This window comes from Stenotrophomonas sp. YJH_SMC_37 (genome assembly GCF_059370035.1).
The window spans coordinates 347386-369766 of sequence record NZ_JCAFTG010000001.1 but is presented as its reverse complement, the minus strand read 5'-3'; the positions used below and the strand labels follow the sequence as shown (position 1 = coordinate 369766).

Sequence of the window (22381 nt, the reverse complement as noted above, 5' to 3'; positions counted from 1 at the left end):
TCAGGCCTGGGCGTCGTCGCCCTTCTTGGCAGCCTTCTTGGCCGGAGCGCGGCGGGCCGGCTTCTCTTCGCCTTCGGCAGCGGCTTCAGCGAACTCTTCCTCACGCACCGAAGCGGCGTGCGGAGCAGCAGCCTTGCCTTCCAGCACGGCGTCGGCAGCGGCGCGGGCGTACAGCTGCACAGCGCGGATGGCGTCGTCGTTGCCCGGGATGGCGTAATCAACCAGTTCCGGGTTGTAGTTGGTGTCGACCACGGCGATGACCGGGATGCCCAGCTTCTTGGCTTCCTTGATCGCGATGTCTTCGTGGCCGATGTCGATCACGAAGATCGCGTCCGGCAGGCGGTTCATGTCCTTGATGCCGCCCAGCGAGGCTTCCAGCTTGTCGCGCTCGCGACGCAGGCCCAGCACTTCGTGCTTGACCAGCTTCTCGAAGGTGCCGTCGGTTTCACCGGCTTCCAGTTCCTTCAGGCGGGCAACCGACTGCTTGACGGTACGGAAGTTGGTCAGGGTGCCGCCCAGCCAGCGCTGGTTCATGAACGGCATGCCGCAACGCTCGGCTTCTTCCTTGATGGTTTCGCGGGCGCTGCGCTTGGTGCCCAGGAACAGGACGGTGCCGCGCTTCTGGGCAACCGACGAGATGAAGTTCATCGCGTCATTGAACAGCGGGACGGTCTTTTCCAGGTTGATGATGTGGATCTTGCCGCGGGCGCCGAAGATGTACGGAGCCATCTTGGGGTTCCAGTAGCGGGTCTGGTGGCCGAAGTGGACGCCGGCTTCCAGCATCTGACGCATGGTGACCTGGGGCATTGCAATACTCCTGATATGGAACCAGCGATTCCGCCCGCGGGAATAGGTATGCGGGACGCGTGGAAGCGCGATCGGTTCCGGGGTTGGGCTTCCCTGTTGCCTCCGTGGCCGAACTCCTTGCGGAGCACCCCGGCACGGATGGGGGCAGCAGGTGTGGATTCACCGGTGACGTCCGGTGTGGACGGGTTCCCGCGCACGCAGGCGGCAGGAATCCGGACGATTATAGCCCGCTGCGGGCGCTCGCTGCAATTGCGGGGTCAGATGCGGCCAGATCGACCTCGCGGCCGTCCTGCAGGCGTGCCCGGAAGCGGCCACCTGCGTAACTGTCCGCGCGGGCGGGCAGGGGCCAGCGTCGTTCATGGCCGGCGAGGATGTAGCCGGCCAGCCCGCCCACCAGCACTGTCGATTGGCCGTCCGCCGCGATGAAGCGCAGGTCGTGCAGGCGGCCGTGCAGCGTACCGCAGTTGCTGAGTCGCAACACAGGCTGCGACCCCAGGGCCTCGATCCGACCCTGCAGGCGGGCGTGCAGCACTGGCGCCGCGGCGCCCCGGAACAGCGGTAGCGAGTAGCGCGGCAGCCCTGCCAGCGCCGGCGTCAGCACGATCCTGTAGGCCTGTTCACCCATTGCCGCGGCCGGATCGCGTGGCAGCAGCCAGACGCGCTGCGTACCGCCCGGGGCGAGATCCAGCCGCGTCGGGCTGACCCGGATCTGGTCGCTGGGCTGCAGTCGTTCGGCGTCCAGCTGCTGATCCCAGGCCAGCACCTGCACGTGGCCCTGCCAGCGGCCGGGCCCGGGATTGCGTAGCCACAGCTCGGCGCGGCCGCCTTCGGCCGGCAGCTGCAGGGTGGTAGGCAACACCTCAAGCGCCGCAGCCGGCTGCGCGAGCAGTGCAAGCAGGATCAGCAGCGCGCGCATCAGTAGATGAGGGTCACGGCGGGTGTTGCGTTCTCGTCCGTCGCCGGTGGTGCGAGCTCGCGCACCTGGGATGGCAGCTGGGGTGTATCGCTGCGCTGGTGCGGCGCCGTACAGCGCGCGCCACCGGTGTCGTCGCTGCAGGAGTCGACCACGGTCAGCCGGATCTGCAGGGAGCTGCTGGGTTCGGCCAAGGCCGGCGTACTGGCGACCAGCATCGCCGCGATCGAAAATGTGCGAACCACCTGCCATCCACCATGCTGAAAGACTTGCTGCGCGGTATCGGCGGGATGTGCCGGAACTGTAGCGCCGAGCCGGCGCTCGGCACGGCCTTCGTCCGGTGGGTGCCGACCGTTGGTCGGCACGCCGGTCAATAGGTGATCGTCACCGTCACCAGGTCGTTGTAGGTACCAGCCGGGGGCTGGCCGGTGACCGGTGGCACCCGGCCGTAGATGGTCAGCTGCTGTGCGCTGCCGGTGCCGGTGCCGCTGGCCGTGTCGACAGTCAACGTATTGCCCCAGCGCAGGCTCCGAGCCGAGTCCCGGTACAGCTCGTAGGGAAGGTAGTAGGTACTGCCGCCGATGGTGGTGGCCATGCGGCGGATGCTGGTCGCGGCAGGGTTGTTCCGGCCGTTGTTGAGTCCGACCTGGAAGGCGGTGTTCTTCAGGCAGGTCAGTGTCAGCGTGGCGGTCCGGTCGATGTTGGCGGGAATGCCGCCGGTGACGTTGCCGAAGTTCATGTCGGTGGTGACGTAGCTGCCGCATTGCGGCAGCACATTGGCGGTGGCGGTGAAATTGAAGGCTGCGCTTGCGCTGTTGGTGCCGGTGGCGCCGCCGTTGCAGGTGGCGGGCACTGTGGCATTGCCGAGCAGGACCTCGTTCCAGGCCCAGGTCAACACCACGTCGGCGCCGCTGAAGGTGCTGCTGTAGGCCCCGGAGGCCAGGATCTGGTTGGCCGGAATCTGCCCGAACAGCTGCACGGACTGCGCACCGCTGCCGCCGGCGACCAGCGGCACGCTGTAGGTCATGGTCAGTTCCTGTGCCGGGGGCGTGCCGCGCGGGACCAACCCCGTCACCTGGCTGAAGTCCGAGGAGTTGTAGAGCTGGAAGTTAATGCTGTCGCTGCTGCTGGTCTTCATCGTCCGCCAGCTTGAACTGCTGCCGCCACCACTGCCTGCGCCGATGCCGACGCAGACGCGCACACCGGTTGTGGCCAGCGCGCTCAGCGCGGCGGTGGTGCATGTCACCGTGATGTTGAGGTTGGCCGTGCTCGGGCCAGGCGCATTGCTGTTGATGTTGCCGAACGGCAGCGTTGGATTGGCGATCGCGGTGCAGACCGCGACGGCGCGGGCCGGTGCTGCCGCCAGCAGGCCAGCGAACAGCAGCAGGCCGAGCAGCAACGTCCTCATGGCGCCACCTCCGGAATGCACTGCAGCGGCGCCGGTTTCGGCCGCGCGCCGGTCGCCACCACCCTGGGCGGGTCGGGGACCTTCACCCGGCAGGGGCCGCGGCTGGTGGTGACGTACAGCACGCTGCCGGCGGCAACGTCTTCCAGGTACAGCAGGCCGTCATAGCCGACCGTGGCCTGGCGGCCATCGGGCAGCTGCACCTCGCTGCCCACCTCCAGCGGCTGCCCGTCCATTGCCAGCAGGGTCAGGCTCAGCGACGGTCGCGAGCGCAGCTCGAAGGCAATCCGGGTGCCGGCGCGCTGGCGCGGGGTCACCCAATTCTCGATGCGGTCGGCACGCATGTCCTCGGGCAGGTCCAGGGTGTCGATCGAGACCCGGTTGCGCTGCCAGGACAGCAACGGGCTGACCAGCAGCAGGCCGCGATCATCGGTGACGCCGATCAGGCGGTTTTCCAGCCGCACCGGCACGCCGCCGACGCCACTGGTGCTGATCACCGCGAACGCGTCCGACACTTCGCGCGTGGCGAAGGTGTGGCCACCCATCCACACCACGCTGCCGCTGGCGCTGGCGTAGGCATAGTTCAGCCCGCCCTGGCGCGAGGCGCCGAACGAATAGCGGCCGGTATCGTTGAGGATGCCGACCTCGGCCAGGCCGCCATTGCCGTCCTCGCCATGGCGCAGCTGTGCGCGCCAGCCGACGCCGCCGGCACTGCCATCGCCGGGCACCGGCTGGGTCACGTCCGCGACCCAGCTCTGGCTGTCGCCGTTGCGTTGGCTCGAGAGGCTGGCCTGGCGGTTGTTGCCCAGACTGGCGGTCAGCGACAGGTAGATGCTGCGGTCGTCGCTCTGGTCCAGGTTCTGGTTCATCGACAGGTAGGCCGACCAGCGCTGGCTCCAGCTGCGCGACCAGAACAGGCTGGCGTAGCGGTTGTCGTCGCCGTCGGGGTAGCGCAGGCGCAGGTAGCTTGCGCTGAGCGTGCCCAGCCGCAGCAGGTCCAGGCCGAGGGTGGCCTGCTCGCTGATGCTCGGTGGCAGGTTGCCCTGCAGTGCGCCCAGGTCGCGGTAGTCGCCGTGGCTGCGCACGCTGCGCAGATTGACGTTGAAGCGGCGGTTGTTCCAGCTGTAGCCGAGCGCCCATTGCCCGCCCCGCAGGCCGTGGTAATCACTGCGTGCATAGGCCGCATTGAACACGCCGGCAGCGCCGAGCAGCCACCAGCCGCCGATGCCGGCCTGGGCCAGGCCGCCGCCGCCTTCGGCATGCGCCTCGCCAGTGAAGGCATCGCTGATGCCGCCGCGCCAGCTGGCACTGGCCACCGAGCGATCGTCGTAGCCGAAGGAGCGCTGGCCGAAGTCCTCGCGCAGCTGGCCGACGCCGACCGACCAGTCCGAAAGGCCCTTGGCCAGCAGTTGCTGGGTGCCATAGAAACTGAAATCCAGTGTCTGCATGCGGCCGAACGCATCGGTTACCACCACCTGCGCATTGCCGGTGCCGCTGATACCAGGCTGTGCCGCCAGCTGGAAGGGACCGACCGGGACCTGTCCGCTGTACTGGCGCAGGCCATCCACGTACAGCTCGACCGTGGAGGGCACCACGGCCTGGCCGAGGAAGCTCGGCGTGGGCGTCAGTATGCGATAGGGCTGCAGCCCGTAGTTGCGACCGATCTGCACGCCACCCAGGCGCACTGGCCGGGTCCAGTCGACGAAGCCGCTGTAGAAGTCGCCGACCTCCAGCGTCGTTGCGCTGTCGGGGAAGTCCAGGCTCCAGCGGGTGTCCAGGCGCACGCTTTCGCCGCGCCAACGGCGATCACCGGGTTGCTGGTAGCGGCGGCTGATGGCGGTGTTCTCAAAAGTCCCGTTGCCGATGCCGAACACGCGCAGCTCCGAGCTCAGGCTGAGGTTGCCGAGCGTGTCCACCCGGCTGCCGTATACGTCGTAGTTGAGCAGCACGCCCGGCGAGGCAGTGCCAGTCGGCGCACGCGCCTGCGGCCGGCTGAGCACCGTGGTCGGCAGGGTCAGCTGGTCCAGCGGCACATCCAGCGCCAGGGTCTGCATGTGCGCGTCGTAGCGCACCACCGCGCCACTGATCTGGTCCAGGTAGACCGGTACCTCGCCGCTGGCATTGAAGCCGAGCTGGCGCAACACCTCGGGGCTGGCCTGAAGCCGGCCGCGGTTCTCGATGAACGGCAGCAGGCCGCGTGGCGTGCTGTTGAGCGACACATCCAGGTACAGCGTTTGGCTGGCGGTCAATGGGGTCGGGGGCGGCAGGGTGGCATCGGCCGACACGCCGGAGACATCAACGGCCGCGCCGGACGCATCGGCGGCCTCGGTCGCCGCGGGAGCCAGGGCAGCCAGCAACGCGCCCATCAAGGCCTCAGCGAGCCGGTGGGGGCGACAGTGGCGTCTGTTCCGACTCGCCATTGAGCTTGGCCGTGATCTGGTCGTTGTCGCGGTCGATCGCCACGCGCTCGATCGGCCAGCGCATCACCTGGCCCGGCAGCACGTAGCCCAGCAATCCGGGATGGACGATGCGCGGACGCGTGGCGCTGCCCAGCGCAAGATCGGCGATCTGCGCGTAGCTGTCACCCGTATTGGCCACATCCACGCCATTGCGGCCATCCGCCAGTGTCACCAGGCGGGCCTGCAACTGTGGGGCGAGGGCGCCGGCCGAAGGCTGCACGAACACGGGGATCGAATAGCGCAGGACGAACTGCATGCCCTCGGCACGCGTGGCCAGGTCCGGGATCTGGTCGACGATCAACCGGTAGTGCCGTTGTGCAGGCGGTGGCTCGATGTCCGGACGCATCACCCGCACCAGTTGCTGCTGGCCCGCGGCCAGCTCCTGCATGGGCGGTGTGGCCATCAGCTCATCGGTGGGCAGCAGCCGTTCCTGGCCGTCCTGCTGCACCCAGCGGAACACGCGCACCTGCAGCTTTACCGGCGCGGTGCCGCTGTTGGTCAGCCATAGCTCAGCCGCACGCTGGCGCGCCTCCAGCTGCAGGCTGGTCGGCGCGACCTGCAGGCTGGTGGCGCCGGCGGTGGCGGTGGCCAGCAGGCACAGGGCGAGCAGCGCCACGCCGGTGGCGCGCCACGGGCGGGGTCCGGCCATGCGGGCGTGCTCCATCAATAGGTGATCGTGGCGGTAACCGTATCCAGGTAGCTGCCGGTGGCCGGGTTGTTGGTGCTCAGGTTCAGGATCTGGCCGTAGACGACGTACGGCACGGCCAGGCCGGTGCCGATGCCGGCCTGGGTATTGGTGCCGGTTGTGGATCCCCAGACCAGGGTATGCGCGGCATCCTGGTAGAGCTGGTAGCCGACATAGTTGTTGGCGGTCACGGCGGCATTGGTGTTCTTCATGCGCCGCGTGGTGACGTCGTTGGCGGTGCCCGCGTTGGCGCCCGCATTCAGCGCGATCGTGTACGGCGTCAGCGCCGAGCACTGCGCGGTGACCGTGCCCTGGCCGAGGGTGGGCGTGGCGGTGGTCGACGCCGCCGTGCCGAAGTCGACGTTGGTAGCGGCCGCGGCCGTGATGGTGCAGGCCTTGGTGACCACCAGCGTGACGTTGAAGGTGGTGGTATCTGCGGCCAGGGCCGGGCTGGACAGCAGGAGGCCGGCGAAGGCCCAGGCAAGCGGAGAACGAAGCGCGGATCGCATGGACAACCTCCCTGACCCGAAGGTCCGTTGAACAAGGCGAAGGCGGCACGATCGGCACCGCTTCGGCGACGGTGACCCCAGCTTAGGTGGCGTAAGTGTCTGTAATCCGTGATAAACAGGCGGGCGAAAGGGTGGAGGGCATCACGCTTTCATTTTCCTTGCCGAAAGCGTGCATGGCCCGGTGCATGGCCCGGAATGCCAGTTGGGTGGCGTTCGTTCAGATTGCGGCCGGATCGGCGATAATGGGTGCCATGAGCGTGAATCTGAAAACCCCGCAGGAAATCGAGATGATGCGCATCGCCGGCCGCCTGGCCAGCGAAGTGCTGGACATCGTCACCCCCCACGTCAAGCCCGGTGTCACCACCGAGGAGCTGGACCGCATCTGCCACGACCACATCGTCAACGTGCAGGGCGCCATTCCGGCCAACGTCGGCTACCGCGGCTTCCCGAAGACCGTGTGCACCTCGGTCAACAATGTCATCTGCCACGGCATCCCCAGTGAAGGGAAGGTGCTCAAGGATGGCGACATCATCAATATCGATGTCACCGTCATCAAGGACGGTTGGCACGGCGACACCAGCCGCATGTACTTCGTCGGCACGCCGTCGGTGATGGCCCGCCGCCTGGTGGAAACCACCTACGAAGCCATGTGGCGCGGTATCCGCGCCGTGCGTCCGGGCGCCACCCTGGGCGACATCGGCCATGCCATCCAGAGCTATGCCGAAGGCGAGCGTTTCAGCGTGGTGCGCGAGTACTGCGGCCACGGCATCGGCAAGGTCTACCACGATGAGCCGCAGGTGGTGCATTACGGCCGCCCGGGCCAGGGCCTGGTGCTGCAGCCGGGCATGACCTTCACCATCGAACCGATGATCAACGAGGGCACCCGCTACAACAAGGTGCTGCCGGATGGCTGGACCGTGGTGACCAAGGACCGCAAGCTGTCGGCGCAGTGGGAGCACATGGTCGCGGTCACCGAGACCGGCGTCGACGTGCTGACCCTGTCGCCGGGCGAGTCGCAGGTTTCCTGACGATGCTGCCGGCGAGTTCGCTGCTGGACACGCCGGCCGCGTCGCTCAACGACCCGGACTGGGCTGCTGCGGCGCGGCAGGCGCTGCAGCAGGCCGACGCACGCCTGTACCGCCGTTTCGACCAGGGCGACAACATCGAGCGCCTGCTGGCGTTGCGTGCGCGCGCTGCCGATCACTTGATCCGCCTGGCGTGGCAGCGTTGCCTGCCGGCCGGCAGCGGCCTGTCGCTGTTCGCGGTGGGCGGCTATGGCCGCGGTGAACTGTTCCCGCGATCGGACATCGACCTGCTGGTGTTCGGCGATCCGCCGGCGCAACTGGCGCACGAAGCGGCCCTGGCGCGGCTGTTCGCGCTGCTGTGGGACTGCGGGTTGGCGGTCAGCCATGCGGTGCGTTCTGCATTGCAGTGCCGCGAGGCGGCGGCTGACCAGACCGTGCTGACCGCGCTGATCGAGGCGCGTCCGATCCTGGCCGATGACGCCGCCCGCCGCGCGCTGCGCGAGGCCATCGACGATCGCGAACTGTGGCCGGCACGCACTTTCTTCCTGGCCAAGCTGGAAGAGCTGCGCAACCGTCACCAGCGCTTCGGTGATACCGCCGACAACCTGGAGCCGGACCTGAAGGATGGCCCCGGTGGCCTGCGCGATCTCAACACGCTGGGCTGGATGGCACTGCGCGCGTTCGGCGTGCGCGACCTGGAAGCCCTGGTCGGGCTCGGCCATCTGGGTGCCGACGAAGCCGCGGCGCTCAAGCGCGAACGTGCCGTGCTGGCGCGACTGAGGTTTGGCCTGCACCTGGTAGCACGTCGCCCGGAAGAGCGCCTGCGTTTCGATTACCAGAAGACCCTCGCCGCGCGCCTGGGCTTCGAAGACGACGCCGAGAGCCTCGGTGTCGAGAAAATGATGCAGGGCTTCTACCGCGCCGCGCTGGTGGTGCGGCGGATCAGCGACCGCCTGCTGCAGCGCTTCGAGGAGCAGTTCGACGGCGAGGCGCAGCCGGAGCCGCTGACCGTGGGCTTTTCCCTGCGTCGTGGCTACCTGGCCGCCAACGAGGCCGACTGGCCGCAGGGCGACATTGGCCAAGTGTTCGCGCTGTTTTCCAGCTGGGCCAACAACCCGCAGGTGCGCGGCCTGCACTCGCTGACCGCGCGTGCACTGGCCGAGTCGCTGCCGCTGCTGCCGGCCTATGACCAGGCCGACGCCGACGCACGCGAGCACTTCCTTGCCCTGCTGCGTGGCCAGCGCCCGGTCGACACGCTTTCGCGCATGGCGCGGCTGGGCGTGCTTGGCCAGTGGATTCCCGCGTTCGCCCAAGTCAGCGGGCGCATGCAGTTCGACCTGTTCCATGTCTACACCGTCGACCAGCACACGCTGATGGTCCTGCGCAACATCGGCCTGTTCGCCAGCAGCCGTGCCGACGAGCGCTTCTCGATCGCGCACGAAGTGTGGCCGCGCCTGCGCAAGCCGGAGCTGCTGCTGCTGGCCGGCCTGTTCCATGACATTGCCAAGGGCCGCGGCGGCGACCACTCCGAGCTGGGTGCGGTGGACGCGCGCGCGTTCTGCCAGGCACATGCGCTCAGTGGCACCGATACCGAACTGGTCGCCTGGCTGGTCGAACAGCACCTGCGCATGTCGGTGACCGCGCAGAAGCAGGACATTGCCGACCCGGTGGTGATCCATCGCTTCGCCACCCTGGTCGGCAGCCGCGACCGCCTGGACTACCTGTATCTGCTGACCTGTGCCGATATTGCCGGCACCAGCCCGAAACTGTGGAACGCCTGGAAGGATCGCCTGCTGGCCGACCTTTACTTCGCCACCCGGCGCGCGTTGCGCGAAGGGCTGGAGCATCCGGTGCCCGCCGCCGAGCGTGTGGCCGAGGCGCGTGACAGCGTGCGCGCACTGGTGCGCGAGCAGGGTTACGACGATGCCACCATCGACCGCCAGTTCGCGGTGATGCCCGATGAGGGCTTCATCCGCCTGCGCCCCGAGCAGCTGGCCTGGCAGGCCGCTGCGCTGGTGCCGGTGAAGCAGGGCCAGACCCTGGTCAAGGTCCGCCGGATCAGTGTCGACGACCCCGCGCTGGAAGTGTTCGTGCACTCGCCCGACCGCGACGGCCTGTTCGCCGCGATCGTGATGACCCTGGACCGCAAGGGCTACGGGATCCACCGTGCACGCGTGCTGGACGGCCCGGCCGACACCATCTTCGATACCTTCGAAGTGAACCCGGCCGACACGTTTGCCGATGGCAACAGTGCCAATCTGGAAGCGGCGCTGCGCGAGGCCCTGAGTGGCGACCTTGCGCGGCTTCGGCCGTCACGCCGGGTGGTGCCGCGGCAGCTGCGTCATTTCCGTTTTGCGCCGCGCATCGAATTCCGCGATGAACCGGGCGCAACCCGTTTTGCCCTGGTCGCCCCCGACCGCCCCGGCCTGCTGGCCGATGTGGCGTTCGTGCTGCGCAACCAGGGCCTGCGCGTGCATGATGCGCGCATTGCGACATTCGGCGAACGCGCCGAAGACACCTTCGTGATCAGTGACGAACACGACCTCCCCCTGACTGAACCTGCCCGGCAGCAGCTGCATGACGCGATGCTGGCCTGCCTGGACCCTGATCGAAACGCCGGAGACCCCGCCTGATGGCCACCAAGCCTGTTAAGAAGACTGCTGCCACCGCCAAGAGCGCAGCGGCCAAGAAAACTGCCGCCGTGCCGGCCGCGAAGAAGGCTGCCGCGCCGAAGAAAGCCGCGGTGGTGAAGGCGCCGGCGAAGAAGGTGGCGGCACCGAAGAAGGCCCCGGCCAAGAGCGCAGAAGCCGCACGCGCCGAAACCATCGCCCGCAAGTCGCTGCGCAAGCCGGCCGCGCCGGGCGTGGAAGAACTGAAGTTCGGCATCGAAAGTGCCTTCGAACGCCGCGCCACGCTGACCCTGCACGAACTGGAAGGCTCGACCAGGCCGCTGGTCAACCGTGTGATCGACGGCCTGGAGAGCGGTGAATTCCGCGTCGCCGAGCCGGACGGCCAGGGCGGCTGGAAGGTCAACGAGTGGCTGAAGAAGGCGGTGCTGCTGTATTTCCGTGTCAACGACATGGCGGTGGTCGATGCACGCCCGGCACCGTTCTGGGACAAGGTCGAATCGCGCTTCGCCGGCTATGACGAAGCGAAGTTCCGCCGAGGCGGCGTGCGCGTGGTGCCGGGCGCGATTGCTCGCCGTGGCACGTATTTCGGCAAGGATGTGGTGCTGATGCCGAGCTTCACCAACATCGGCGCCTATGTCGGCGAAGGCACCATGGTGGACACCTGGGCCACCGTCGGTTCCTGCGCGCAGATCGGCCAGCACTGTCATCTGTCCGGCGGTGCCGGCATCGGCGGCGTGCTGGAGCCGCTGCAGGCCAGCCCGACCATCATCGAGGACCATTGCTTCATCGGTGCCCGCTCGGAAGTGGTTGAGGGTGTGGTGGTCGGCCACCACAGCGTGATCGGCATGGGCGTGTTCCTCAGCCAGAGCACCCGCATCTACAACCGCGCCACCGGTGAGATCAGCTACGGCTACATCCCGCCGTACAGCGTGGTGGTGTCCGGCTCGCTGCCGAGCAAGGACGGTACCCATTCGCTGTACTGCGCGGTGATCGTCAAGCAGGTCGATGCCAGGACCCGCAGCAAGACCAGCGTCAACGACCTGCTGCGCGGCCTGGCCGACTGAAGGTGACTGCGCCGGAGGATCCGGCGCAGTACGCGAGCTACCGGCATCCCTCCGACGTCCTGTTCGGGCGGATGCTGCCGCGCCTGCCGCGTGCGCCGCGCTGTGGCAGGCGACCCACCGTGCCGTGCCGTTCAGGGTCGTGCCCGAACGCCTGTTGTGAGATTCTGCCGCTCTGTTTTCCAGCATCACAGATGGCCATGAGCACCACTGTCTACGGTTTGAAGAACTGCGATACCTGCAAGAAGGCGACCAAGTGGCTGGACCGCTTCGGCGTGCCGTACACCTTCGTCGACTACCGCGACAACAAGCCCAGCCCGGAAACGCTGCTGGAATGGGCCGCGCAGCTGGGGGGGCTGGCGGCGATGGTGAACAAGTCCTCCACCACCTGGCGGCAGCTGCCGGACAACCGCAAGGCCGCGGACTCCGAGGCCGAATGGAAGCTGCTGCTGCGCGAGTACCCGCAGCTGATCAAGCGCCCGCTGGTGGTCACGGCCGACGGCAAGGCCAGCCAGGGTTTCAGTGACAACGGCTTCAAGGCCCGCTTCGGCGTGGGCCAGTCATGAGTGCCGTCCTCGACCTGGCCTGCGAGCTGATCGCGCGCCCCTCGGTTACCCCGGACGACGCCGGCTGCCAGGCACTGCTGGCGGCGCGGTTGAAGCAGGCAGGGTTCCACTGTGACCAGCTGCGTCTGGGTGAGGTCGACAACCTGTGGGCGACCCACGGCCAGGGTGCGCCGGTGCTGGTGCTGCTGGGCCATACCGACGTGGTGCCCACCGGCCCGCGCGAGGCCTGGACCAGCGATCCGTTCACGCCGCAGATCCGCGATGGCGTGCTGTATGGCCGTGGCGCCGCCGACATGAAGGGCAGCGTGGCCGCGTTCGTGGTGGCCGCCGAGCAGTTCGTCGCCGCGCATCCCGATCACCCCGGCACGCTGGCGGTGCTGCTGACCAGCGACGAGGAAGGCGACGCGATCGATGGCGTGCGCCACGTCGCGCGCCTGTTCGCCGAGCGCGGCCAGCGCATCGACTGGTGCATTACCGGCGAGCCATCATCGACAGCGGCGCTGGGCGACCTGCTGCGCGTCGGGCGTCGCGGCAGCCTGTCGGCCAAGCTTCGCGTGCAGGGCGTGCAGGGCCACGTGGCGTATCCGGAGAAGGCACGCAACCCGATCCACCTGGCGGCGCCGGCCCTGGCCGAGCTGACGGCGCGACGCTGGGACGAGGGGTACGAGAGTTTCCCGCCGACCAGCCTGCAGATCTCCAACATCCGTGCCGGCACCGGCGCCAACAACGTGATTCCCGGGGAGCTGGAGGTCGATTTCAACATCCGCTACAACCCGCACTGGGATGCACCGAAGCTGGAAACGGAGATCACCGCGCTGCTGGACCGGCACGGCCTGCAGTACGCGCTGAAGTGGCATCGCAGTGGCGAGCCGTTCTACACCCCGGAAGGCACGCTGCGCGCCACCGCACGCGCGGTGCTGGCCGAGCACATCGGTCGTGCCCCTGAGGAAAGCACCGGTGGCGGCACCTCCGATGCACGCTTCATCGCGCCGCTGGGTGCGCAGTGCATCGAAGTGGGGCCAGTCAACGCCAGCATCCACCAGGTGGATGAGAACGTGCGCGTGGATGATCTGGAAGCGTTGCCGGGGCTTTACCAGCGCCTGGTGGAACGGCTGCTGGCGTGAGGCATGGCGCCGGGCACGGCCCGGCGCTCCCCCTGTGAGTGCCGACTGCTGGGTGCCGACCGTTGGTCGGCACACCTTCACCTGGTTGCCAATGCAACGGTTGCGCAGCGCCGGAATCCGGGGTAGGGTCGATGCCATGTCGATCCGCCTGGCCACCGCCGTCAATAGCAACAACCGCAATAATCTGCGCGCGAATAATCGTGCGCGGCCGATGCGGGACTGCGCCCTGGGTAGATAGACAGCAACACACGCCCGGACACCAGAAAACCCGCATCGGTCGATGCGGGTTTTTTTGTGCCCGGGCGCAGCCCCACCCGGGCCTGGATGGCCGGTCGAACACCCTCCCACCCGTGAAATTCCCCCAACAGGAGCTCCCCCCATGTGTTCGATATTCGGAATCTTCGGCCTGCAGGCCGGTGACGATCTTCCGGCTCTGCGCCGCCATGCGCTGGAACTGTCGCAGCGCCAGCGCCACCGCGGCCCGGACTGGAGCGGCGTGTATCTTGACGAAGGTGCGCTGCTGGTCCACGAGCGGCTGGCCATCGTCGACCCGGCCGGTGGCTCGCAGCCGCTGCTGTCGGCCGATGGCCAGCTGGCGCTGGCGGTGAACGGCGAGATCTACAACCACCAGCAGTTGAAGGCCACGCTGACCACCGCCTACGACTTCCAGACGGGTTCGGACTGCGAGGTGATCAACGCGCTTTACCGCCAAGGCGGATCGCCGGCGCAGTGGCTGGAGCAGCTCAACGGCATCTTCGCCTTCGCGCTGTGGGACCGTGATGCCGGCCGCGTGCTGGTGGCGCGCGATCCGATCGGCGTGGTGCCGTTGTACTGGGGCCACGATGCCCAGGGCCGCCTGCGCGTGGCCTCGGAAATGAAGGCGCTGGTCGATACCTGTGCCGATGTCGCGCAGTTCCCGCCGGGCCACTATTTCGACAGCGCCAGTGGCGAGCTGGTGCGCTACTACCAGCAGTCGTGGCGCGCCTACGCTGACGTGCAGGGGCGCCAGGCCGATCTGGCCGAACTGCGCCAGGCCTTCGAGCATGCGGTGGAACGCCAGTTGATGAGCGACGTGCCATACGGCGTGCTGCTGTCCGGTGGCCTGGACTCGTCGCTGGTGGCGGCGGTGGCTGCGCGCTATGCACGTCGCCGCATCGAGGATGGCGGGCAGACCGAAGCCTGGTGGCCGCGCCTGCATTCGTTCGCGATCGGCTTGAAGGGCTCGCCGGATCTGGCTGCCGCTGCCATTGCTGCCGAAGCGCTGGGTACCGTGCATCACGGCTTCGAGTACACCTTCGAGGAAGGCCTCGATGCGTTGCCGGAAGTGATCCGCCACATCGAAACCTACGACGTCACCACCATCCGCGCCTCGACGCCGATGTTCCTGCTGGCGCGGCGGATCAAGGCGATGGGGGTGAAGATGGTGCTCTCCGGCGAGGGCAGCGACGAGATCTTTGGTGGCTACCTGTATTTCCACAAGGCGCCGGATGCGCGTGAATTCCACGAGGAGCTGGTGCGCAAGCTCGACGCGCTGCACAACTACGACTGCCTGCGTGCCAACAAGTCGATGATGGCCTGGGGCGTGGAGCCACGCGTGCCGTTCCTCGACCGCGAATTCCTCGACGTGGCGATGCGCTTCGATGCCGCGCACAAGATGGTGGGCGCCGGCTTTGGCGGTCGCCGCATCGAAAAGGCGGTGCTGCGCGAGGCGTTCGACGGCTACCTGCCGGACAGCATCCTGTGGCGGCAGAAGGAACAGTTCAGCGATGGCGTCGGCTACGGCTGGATCGACGGGCTGAAGGCACATGCCGAGGCGCAGGTGAGCGACCGTGTACTGGCTGCGGCCGACAAGCGCTTCCCGCACAACCCGCCGCAGACCAAGGAGGCGTACTACTACCGCCACCTGTTCGAGCAGTTCTTCCCCAGCCGCGCAGCCGCAGAGACCGTGCCGGGTGGCAAGTCCATCGCCTGTTCGTCGCCGGCGGCCATTGCCTGGGACGCCAGCTTCGCCGCGGCTGCAGATCCCTCGGGCCGCGCGATCGCCGGCGTGCACGAGCAGGCACTGGCGTAATGCTTCCGCCGGGCACGGCCCGGTGCTACCGAGCGATGGTAGCGCCGGGCCATGCCCGGCGGGCACAAACGACTTAATCCCCTCCGTCCCCTTTTTGTATGATCGCCCCCTGCGCATTGGGGAATGTTCATGGACGCACAGCGCGGGGGGCACCCGTCGCCGACGAAGTGGGGATGGCGCTACCTGGCCTGGGCTGGGGTGCCGTTGCTGGCCGGCGTGCTGCTGGCGCGCTATGCCGGGCCGGCCGCCCCCGAGGCGGTTGCGCGTACCACGGTCGCTGCCGAAGGCAGCTGGGCACGGCATCTGGCGTCACCGCTGGGCCTGTTCCTGCTGCAGCTGCTGGTGCTGTTGCTGGTAGCCAAGGGCGCCGGTGCGCTGCTGAAGCGGCTGGGGCAGCCGGCGGTGATCGGCGAGATGGCCGCCGGCCTGATGATGGGGCCGCTGGTGCTCGGCAGCCTGCTGCCGCAGCTGCAGGGTGCGCTGTTCCCGGCCAGTTCGCTGGGCCCTCTGGGCATGCTCAGCCAGCTGGGCGTGCTGATGTTTCTGCTGGTGGCCGGTGCCGAACTGGACCTGGCGGCACTGCGCGGCCGCCGGCGTTTCGCCTTCACGGTCAGCCATGCCGGCATCGCGGTGCCGTTCGTGCTCGGCGTCGCGTTGGCGATCTGGCTGTACCCGCAGCACGGCCCGCAGGGCGTGGGCTTCACCGCATTCGCGCTTTTCGTTGGCGTATCGATGAGCATCACCGCGTTCCCGGTGCTGCTGCGCATCCTCGCCGACCGTGGCATCACGCAGACGCCGCTGGGCCAGACCGCCATCGCCTGCGCGGCTTTGGGCGATGCCACCGCATGGTGCCTGCTGGCACTGATCGTGGCGGCGGCACAGGCCAGCGGCTGGCTGCCGGCCAGTCTCAATCTGCTGTGCGTGGTCGCCTTCGTGGTGCTGATGCTGGGGCTGGTGAAGCCGTGGTTCGCTCGCCAGGAGATTGCGCCGGGCCGTGAGGGGCGCTGGCTGCTCGGCATCCTGCTGCTGTCGCTGGGTAGTGCCCTGATCACCGAAATGCTGGGCATCCACGCGCTGTTCGGTGCGTTCGCTGCGGGCGTGGCGGTGTCGTCCAACGCGCAGCTGCGCGGCCTGTTGATGGCCCGCGTCGAACCGTTCGCGGTGACCCTGCTGCTGCCGCTGTTCTTCGCCATGACTGGCCTTCGCATGCGCGCCGACGCGCTGCAGGCCAGCGACCTCGTGCTGTGTGGTGTGGTGATCGCAGTGGCCACGACCGGCAAGCTGCTGGGTACCTTCAGCGCCGCGCGCAGTGCCGGCATGCCCACCCGTGAGGCGTGGCGGCTGGGTGCACTGATGAACACCCGTGGCCTGATGGAGCTGATCGTGCTCAACCTGGGTTACGAACTTGGCCTGCTCGGTGACCGCCTGTTCGCGGTGCTGGTGATCATGGCGCTGGTGACAACGGCGATGACCGGGCCACTGCTGAACCTGATCGAGCGGCGCAGGGGCTGAGCGTCGAACGGTAGTGCCGGCCGCTGGCCGGCAACCTCATGATGCTGGACGCACCTACATGGATGCCGGCCAGCGGCCGGCACTACCGCGATGCCGGCACCAGCGTCATCGTGTGCTGCGCCTTGCCGGGCAGGAACGGCGTCGGCCGCCCATGCACCCAGTCTTCGTGGCCGGCGCCCCAGTACGGCGACAGCGGGTGCCCGCTCTGGCCGCCGGGCATGTGCACGATGCCGTCGGCCTCGTGCCCGGGCGAAACCACCATGCGTTCGGAAGCACCGAAGCCCGGCGTCTGCACGCGCGGCATGTCGCGGTCGCCGGGCAGGCGGTCGGCCGGCATGCACAGCCAGTGTTTGGCGATGTCCGGCAGCGCCCGTGCGATGGGGTGGCAGATCGCCGCCGTATTGCGTTCGCCCCAGCTGCGCTTGGCCAGTGGGCCCTGCCTGGCCAGCTCGCTCTCGGTGCGGCGTGCGGCGTCGATCAGCAGCGCATCCCAGCTGTCGAAGGCCGGTGGCAGCAGATTGGCCGGACGCTGCTGCAGCATCGGCCAGGCCACGCCTTCCAGCTGCGCCAGGCGCGGCTCCAGATAGTCATCGCCCAGCTGCGCATTGGCCGGTGCCAGCAGTGCATCGGACAGTGTTGTCATCACCTGCGTACGGAACTCGCGCACCACCCGGTAGCTGACCGAGCTGGCCGAGGCACGGCCGTCCCATTGATGGCTGGCCTCCTTCAAACGCTTCAGTGCAGGGTCGTCACTGCGCTCGATGACGTCGTGCAGCAGGGCCCACCAGCGCTGCAGGAACACCGCGCGATCGTCGAGCTGGATCGCCAGCAGGTCGTGCTCGTCGAAGCGCTCCTGGATCGCCAGCAGGTCACGGATCTGCCGCGCCCGTGCTCCCAGGTCATAGCCACCGTTGCCGACGCTGGCCAGTGCCTCGCCGTCGAGGACGCGGCCGTTGGCGGTCCACAGGCGATGGTTCGGTGGGTCGATCAATGCCGGCGAGGCGTCGCTGCGGATCGGCCAGGGGGCGCAGTCCTGGTTGTTGGCGACGGTGAAGCCAGCCGGTGCACAGCCCGGACCGCGGTCGGGGCGGGCGCCGATCAGGCGCCAGGCGATGCGTCCGCTGCGGTCGCCGACCACCAGGTTCTGTGCGGGAATGCCGGCGTGGTCGGCGAACTTCAGTGCAGCGTCCAGATCGCCAGCGCGGGCCAGGTCACCGAAGTCCAGCCGCACCGCGCCGGGCAGGTGGGCGACCCAACGCAGCGCGTCACCGCTGCCATCGGCATGGGCGTGCAGGATCGGGCCCCAGGCGGTTTCGCGTACCGGGAACAGCACGTCGGCCTGGCCGGCCACCGCAATCCGCTCTTCATGCACGGTCACCTCGGCATTGGCCGGTTCCGAGCGGTAATCGGCGGTGTCGATGTAGCTGTTGGTGAAGCCCCAGGCCACGTGCCCGTTGCTGCCGACGATCACCGCCGGCAGGCCGGGCAGCGAGAAGCCGGTGACATCGACCTGGCCGCCGGCAGCCTGTGGATCGGGGTAGCGCAGGCGCACGCGGAACCACAGGCCGGGGGCACGCAGGCCCAGGTGCATGTCGTCGGCGACGATCGCGCGGCCGTCGGCGGTAAGCGCCCCGGCCACCGCGAAGTTGTTGCTGCCGACGACGTCGGCTTCTTCCTGCTCGGTGCCCGACTTTCCCTTCAATGTGCGCAGGTCGAGCTGGCTGGCGTCGGGCAGGACAGCATTGCCGCTCGGTTCGCCGAACAGCGGTGCATCCCATTCGGTACCGTCGTGGGCAATCAGCGCGTAGAGCGCTGGCGGCACCACGGCGCGGATGCGGCTCAGCGCAAGCTCGGTCTGATTGCCCGGATCCTGCAGGTCGGCATACATGGCCAGCCCGGCCAGCACGCTGTCGCTGGCCTGCCAGGGTTGTGGCGATTGCCGCAGCAGCAGGTAGGCCCACGGGCGCACGGAGAGATCGGCCAGGCCCTGATTGACCCCACCGACATAGGCGCTCACCGCTTCGATGTTGTCGCCCAGCGCAGCCTGCATGTTCGCCTCGGTGCGCGCGCGCAGCCGGTGCACGCGCATGCGCTTGTCGGCGTCGATGGCCTTCGGCCCGAACAGCGCCGACAGCTCCCCGGCGGCACTGCGGCGCATCAGGTCCATTTCGAAATAACGTTCCTGCGCGTGCACGCGGCCGAGTGCGCGCATCGCATCGGCCTGGCTGCCCGCAGTGATGGTGACCACGCCCAGCGCATCGCGCTCGATGGTGACCGGCTTGGCCAGCCCCGGCAGCGCATGCTCGCCGTCCAGATCTGCCAGGCTGCCGCGCAGCAGCAGCCACAGGACCAGTGCGGTGACCAGCACGATGGCGACCAACACGCCCAGCACCCAACGCCATGTACGTCGCATCGCACGTCCTTTCCGAACTCGTGGGCCGATTGTAGCCGCAGGCGCAACTGCGACTGATTCCGATTAGATCACCGTATTTTGAAATGCGGCACCCTATGCCGCATCGATTCACAGGAGCCCCCCATGAAAGGCAACCCGGACGTCATCGCCTGCCTGAAGGAACTGCTGCGCGGCGAGCTCGCTGCCCGCGACCAGTACTTCATCCATTCCCGCCGCTACGAGGACCAGGGCCTGTTCGCGCTGTACGAACGCCTGAACCACGAGATGGAAGAGGAAACCCAGCATGCCGATGCGCTGCTCCGCCGGATCCTGTTCCTGGGGGGCGACCCGGACATGCGCCCGCATGCCACCGAGCCGGGCAAGACCGTGGAGGAGATGCTGCAGAAGGATCTCGACACTGAATACGCGGTTCGGAACAATCTCGCCGCCGGCATGAAGCTATGCGAGGAGAAGGGCGATTACGTGAGCCGCGACATCCTGCTGGCGCAGCTGAAGGACACCGAGGAAGACCACGCCTGGTGGCTGGAGCAGCAGCTGGGCCTGATCAAGCGCATCGGCCTGGAGCTGTACCAGCTGAGCAAGATCGACGGCAGCGGCGCCCCGGCGCACTGACCGGCACCGCTTTTTGTAGAGCCGAGCCAATGCTCGGCTGCCTTCCGGTAGAGCAGACCGCTGGTCGGCCGCTTTTCGGTAAAGCAGCCGACTGACAGTCGGCTCTACCAAGAGCAAAGAGCAGCCGACCAGCAATCGGCTCTACCAGAAGCACGGCGTTCTGTCGCCCGCCAGCACCGGAGCATCGCCAGCCAGCCTTCGCCAGCCAGCTGCTCCACCGCCCGCCAGCCGACAACGAAAAAGCCGGGGAATGCCCCGGCTTTTTCGTGTCTGATCTCCGGCAAGGCGTGTCAACCAAGGTTGACACCCGCCAGGGGCAGGGCCCCAGCTCTCACTCCACCGACAGGCCTTCCACCTTCTGCCAGCCGCGCGGCAGCAGGTGGCCGCGGGTGGCGCGGGCGCCGAGGTAGGCATCCAGCTCGTTGAACTTCAGGCCCATGGTGCGCTGGCCGCTGCGCACCTGCAGGGTCTGCCCCGGGCTGATCGCCACGATGGCGACCACGCGTTCGGTGGCGAGCTTGGCCTTCGGGATCTCGATGATCTTGTTGCCCTTGCCCTTGTCCAGTTCCGGCAGGTCGTTGGCGGCGATCGCCAACAGGTTGCCCGAACTGGTCACCGCCACGATGCGGTCGGTGGCGACGTTGGCGACCACCGACGGGGTCAGCACCGACGAGCCGGCCGACAGGTTCAGCATCGCCTTGCCGGCCTTGTTGCGGCCGATCAGGTTCTCGAAGCGGGTGACGAAGCCATAGCCGTGGCTGGAGGCCAGCACGAAGCGGGTGTCCGGCTCGGCGCTGGCCAGGGTCACGAAGCTGGTGCCCGGTGCCGGCGAGAAGCGGCCGGTCAGCGGTTCGCCATTGCCACGCGCGGAGGGCAGGGTGTGCACCGGCGTCGAGTAGGCGCGGCCTTCGCTGTCGAGGAACGCGACCTGCTGGGTGCTGCGAGCGCGCACCGCGCCCTGCAGCCCGTCGCCTTCACGGTACGACAGTGCGGATGCATCGACGTCGTGGCCCTTGGCGGCGCGGATCCAGCCCTTCTCCGACAGCACCACGGTCATCGGTTCGCTCGGCACCAGCTCGGTCTCGTCGATGGCCTGCGCCGCCTGGCGCTGCACCAGCGGCGAACGGCGTGCGTCGCCGAACTTCCTGGCGTCGGCGGTCAGTTCATCGCGGATCAGCTTCTTCAGCTTGGCCTTGCTGTCCAGGATGCCGAGGATCTTCTCGCGCTCCTTGGCCAGTTCATCCTGCTCGCCGCGGATCTTCATTTCCTCCAGGCGGGCCAGCTGCTTCAGCTTGGTTTCCAGGATGTACTCGGCCTGTTCCTCGGACAGGCCGAAGCGCGCGATCAGCGCGGCCTTCGGCTCGTCTTCGGTACGGATGATGTGGATCACCTCGTCCAGGTTGAGGAAGGCGACCAGCAGGCCTTCCAGCAGGTGCAGGCGACGCTCGACCTTCTGCAGGCGGTGCTGCAGGCGGCGGGTGACGGTGTTGCTGCGGAAGGTCAGCCATTCGCTGAGCAGCATCTTCAGGTTCTTCACCTGCGGACGGCCGTCCAGCCCGATCACGTTGAGGTTGACGCGGTAGCTGCGCTCCAGGTCCGTGGTGGCGAACAGGTGGCCCATCAACTGGTCGGCGTCGACGCGGTTGGAACGCGGCACCAGCACCACGCGCACCGGATTGGCGTGGTCGGATTCATCACGGATGTCCTCCAGCCACGGCAGCTTCTTGGCGCGCATCTGCGCGGCGATCTGCTCGATCACCTTCGACGGCGACACCTGGAACGGCAGCGCCGTGATCACGATGTTGCTGGCTTCCTTGGTGAAGGTCGCGCGTGCACGCACGCTGCCGTTGCCAGTCTCGTAGATGTTGCGCAGGTCATTGGCCGCGGTGATGATCTCGGCGCTGGACGGGTAGTCCGGGCCCTGCACGTGTTCGCACAGGTCGCGCACGGTGGCGTCGGGGTTGTCCAGCAGGTGCAGCAGCGCACTGACGATCTCGTTGAGATTGTGCGGCGGCACGTCGGTGGCCATGCCCACGGCGATGCCGGTGGTGCCGTTGAGCAGCAGGTGCGGGAGCCGCGCCGGCATCCAGGTCGGTTCCTGCAGGGTGCCGTCGAAGTTCGGTGCCCAGTCGGTGGTGCCCTGGCCCAGTTCGCCCAGCAGCACTTCGGCGATCGGGGTCAGCTTGGATTCGGTGTAACGCATCGCCGCGAACGACTTGGGGTCGTCGCTGGAGCCGAAGTTGCCCTGGCCCTCGATCAGTGGGTAGCGGTACGAGAACGGCTGGGCCATCAGCACCAGCGCCTCGTAGCACGCGCTGTCGCCGTGCGGGTGGTACTTGCCGATGACGTCGCCGACGGTGCGCGCGGACTTCTTCGGCTTGGACGCGGCATTCAGGCCCAGCTCGCTCATCGAATAGATGATGCGGCGCTGCACCGGCTTCAGGCCGTCGCCGATGAACGGCAGGGCGCGGTCCAGGACCACGTACATCGAGTAGTCGAGGTAGGCGCGTTCGGCGTACTCGCGCAGCGGCAGTTGTTCGAATCCGTGGAACACGGGACGGGCAAGTTCGGTCATGCGGCGTTGTTACC

At 67.9% G+C, this 22381-nt stretch carries 17 protein-coding genes; 9 read left to right on the top strand and 8 right to left on the bottom strand.

All coding sequences use genetic code 11. The features are described from left to right. On the bottom strand, nucleotides 1–807 hold the full coding sequence (gene rpsB, locus AC5P8J_RS01840) for a 30S ribosomal protein S2 (RefSeq protein ID WP_005408748.1): 807 nt from the start codon (nucleotides 805–807) through the stop codon (nucleotides 1–3). A gap of 220 nt (nucleotides 808–1027) precedes the next feature. Then, nucleotides 1028–1723: a fimbrial biogenesis chaperone gene (locus AC5P8J_RS01835; RefSeq protein ID WP_111097795.1), complete on the bottom strand. Its 696-nt coding sequence runs from the start codon at nucleotides 1721–1723 to the stop codon at nucleotides 1028–1030. A gap of 6 nt (nucleotides 1724–1729) precedes the next feature. Between AC5P8J_RS01835 and AC5P8J_RS01830 the strand changes: the two genes are divergently transcribed. Beyond that, entirely contained in the window at nucleotides 1730–1984 is a 255-nt protein-coding gene (locus AC5P8J_RS01830; RefSeq protein WP_164143964.1) for a hypothetical protein, read from the top strand. A 106-nt stretch (nucleotides 1985–2090) separates the two neighbouring features. On the opposite strand, the gene AC5P8J_RS01825 is transcribed toward AC5P8J_RS01830, so the two are convergent. The 4 genes from AC5P8J_RS01825 to AC5P8J_RS01810 are packed head-to-tail and all read right to left on the bottom strand — an operon-like array spanning nucleotide 2091 to nucleotide 6778. Then, nucleotides 2091–3128, bottom strand: coding sequence for a Csu type fimbrial protein (locus tag AC5P8J_RS01825; protein WP_494540024.1), 1038 nt, complete (start codon nucleotides 3126–3128; stop codon nucleotides 2091–2093). Then, nucleotides 3125–5491: a fimbria/pilus outer membrane usher protein gene (locus AC5P8J_RS01820; RefSeq protein ID WP_494540025.1), complete on the bottom strand. Its 2367-nt coding sequence runs from the start codon at nucleotides 5489–5491 to the stop codon at nucleotides 3125–3127. The genes AC5P8J_RS01825 and AC5P8J_RS01820 overlap by 4 nt, the downstream gene beginning before the upstream one ends. A gap of 7 nt (nucleotides 5492–5498) precedes the next feature. Continuing rightward, on the bottom strand, nucleotides 5499–6248 hold the full coding sequence (locus tag AC5P8J_RS01815) for a fimbrial biogenesis chaperone (RefSeq protein WP_494540026.1): 750 nt from the start codon (nucleotides 6246–6248) through the stop codon (nucleotides 5499–5501). Continuing rightward, nucleotides 6248–6778: a Csu type fimbrial protein gene (locus AC5P8J_RS01810; RefSeq protein ID WP_019659113.1), complete on the bottom strand. Its 531-nt coding sequence runs from the start codon at nucleotides 6776–6778 to the stop codon at nucleotides 6248–6250. The genes AC5P8J_RS01815 and AC5P8J_RS01810 overlap by 1 nt, the downstream gene beginning before the upstream one ends. A gap of 242 nt (nucleotides 6779–7020) precedes the next feature. On the opposite strand from AC5P8J_RS01810, the gene map reads away from it, so the two are divergent. From map to AC5P8J_RS01775, 7 genes are all read left to right on the top strand, one after another. Next, a complete protein-coding gene (map, locus tag AC5P8J_RS01805; protein WP_032955117.1) occupies nucleotides 7021–7806 on the top strand; it encodes a type I methionyl aminopeptidase in 786 nt (261 codons plus the stop codon). Nucleotides 7807–7826: 20 nt separating this feature from the next. Continuing rightward, on the top strand, nucleotides 7827–10436 hold the full coding sequence (locus tag AC5P8J_RS01800; RefSeq protein WP_026346923.1) for a [protein-PII] uridylyltransferase: 2610 nt from the start codon (nucleotides 7827–7829) through the stop codon (nucleotides 10434–10436). After that, the gene (dapD, locus tag AC5P8J_RS01795; protein ID WP_019659110.1) at nucleotides 10436–11497 is read left to right on the top strand and encodes a 2,3,4,5-tetrahydropyridine-2,6-dicarboxylate N-succinyltransferase; all 1062 of its coding nucleotides are present in this window, start codon (nucleotides 10436–10438) and stop codon (nucleotides 11495–11497) included. The genes AC5P8J_RS01800 and dapD overlap by 1 nt, the downstream gene beginning before the upstream one ends. A gap of 191 nt (nucleotides 11498–11688) precedes the next feature. Continuing rightward, the gene (locus AC5P8J_RS01790; RefSeq protein ID WP_021204138.1) at nucleotides 11689–12060 is read left to right on the top strand and encodes an arsenate reductase; all 372 of its coding nucleotides are present in this window, start codon (nucleotides 11689–11691) and stop codon (nucleotides 12058–12060) included. Beyond that, a complete protein-coding gene (gene dapE / locus AC5P8J_RS01785) occupies nucleotides 12057–13184 on the top strand; it encodes a succinyl-diaminopimelate desuccinylase (protein WP_206621627.1) in 1128 nt (375 codons plus the stop codon). The genes AC5P8J_RS01790 and dapE overlap by 4 nt, the downstream gene beginning before the upstream one ends. 379 nt (nucleotides 13185–13563) lie before the next feature. Continuing rightward, a complete protein-coding gene (asnB, locus tag AC5P8J_RS01780) occupies nucleotides 13564–15255 on the top strand; it encodes an asparagine synthase B (protein ID WP_227854341.1) in 1692 nt (563 codons plus the stop codon). A 123-nt stretch (nucleotides 15256–15378) separates the two neighbouring features. Then, a complete protein-coding gene (locus AC5P8J_RS01775; RefSeq protein ID WP_494540027.1) occupies nucleotides 15379–16767 on the top strand; it encodes a cation:proton antiporter in 1389 nt (462 codons plus the stop codon). Nucleotides 16768–16849: 82 nt separating this feature from the next. Here the strand turns inward: AC5P8J_RS01775 and AC5P8J_RS01770 are convergent, their stop codons facing one another. Beyond that, a complete protein-coding gene (locus AC5P8J_RS01770) occupies nucleotides 16850–19180 on the bottom strand; it encodes a penicillin acylase family protein (protein ID WP_227854343.1) in 2331 nt (776 codons plus the stop codon). Nucleotides 19181–19303: 123 nt separating this feature from the next. On the opposite strand from AC5P8J_RS01770, the gene bfr reads away from it, so the two are divergent. Beyond that, nucleotides 19304–19792: a bacterioferritin gene (gene bfr, locus AC5P8J_RS01765; protein ID WP_005415872.1), complete on the top strand. Its 489-nt coding sequence runs from the start codon at nucleotides 19304–19306 to the stop codon at nucleotides 19790–19792. A 331-nt stretch (nucleotides 19793–20123) separates the two neighbouring features. Here bfr and parC read toward each other — a convergent pair whose 3' ends face one another. Beyond that, nucleotides 20124–22367 (bottom strand): DNA topoisomerase IV subunit A, encoded by a 2244-nt coding sequence (parC, locus tag AC5P8J_RS01760; protein WP_021204132.1) that lies wholly within the window; start codon nucleotides 22365–22367, stop codon nucleotides 20124–20126. Between the last annotated feature and the right edge of the window lie 14 nt (nucleotides 22368–22381).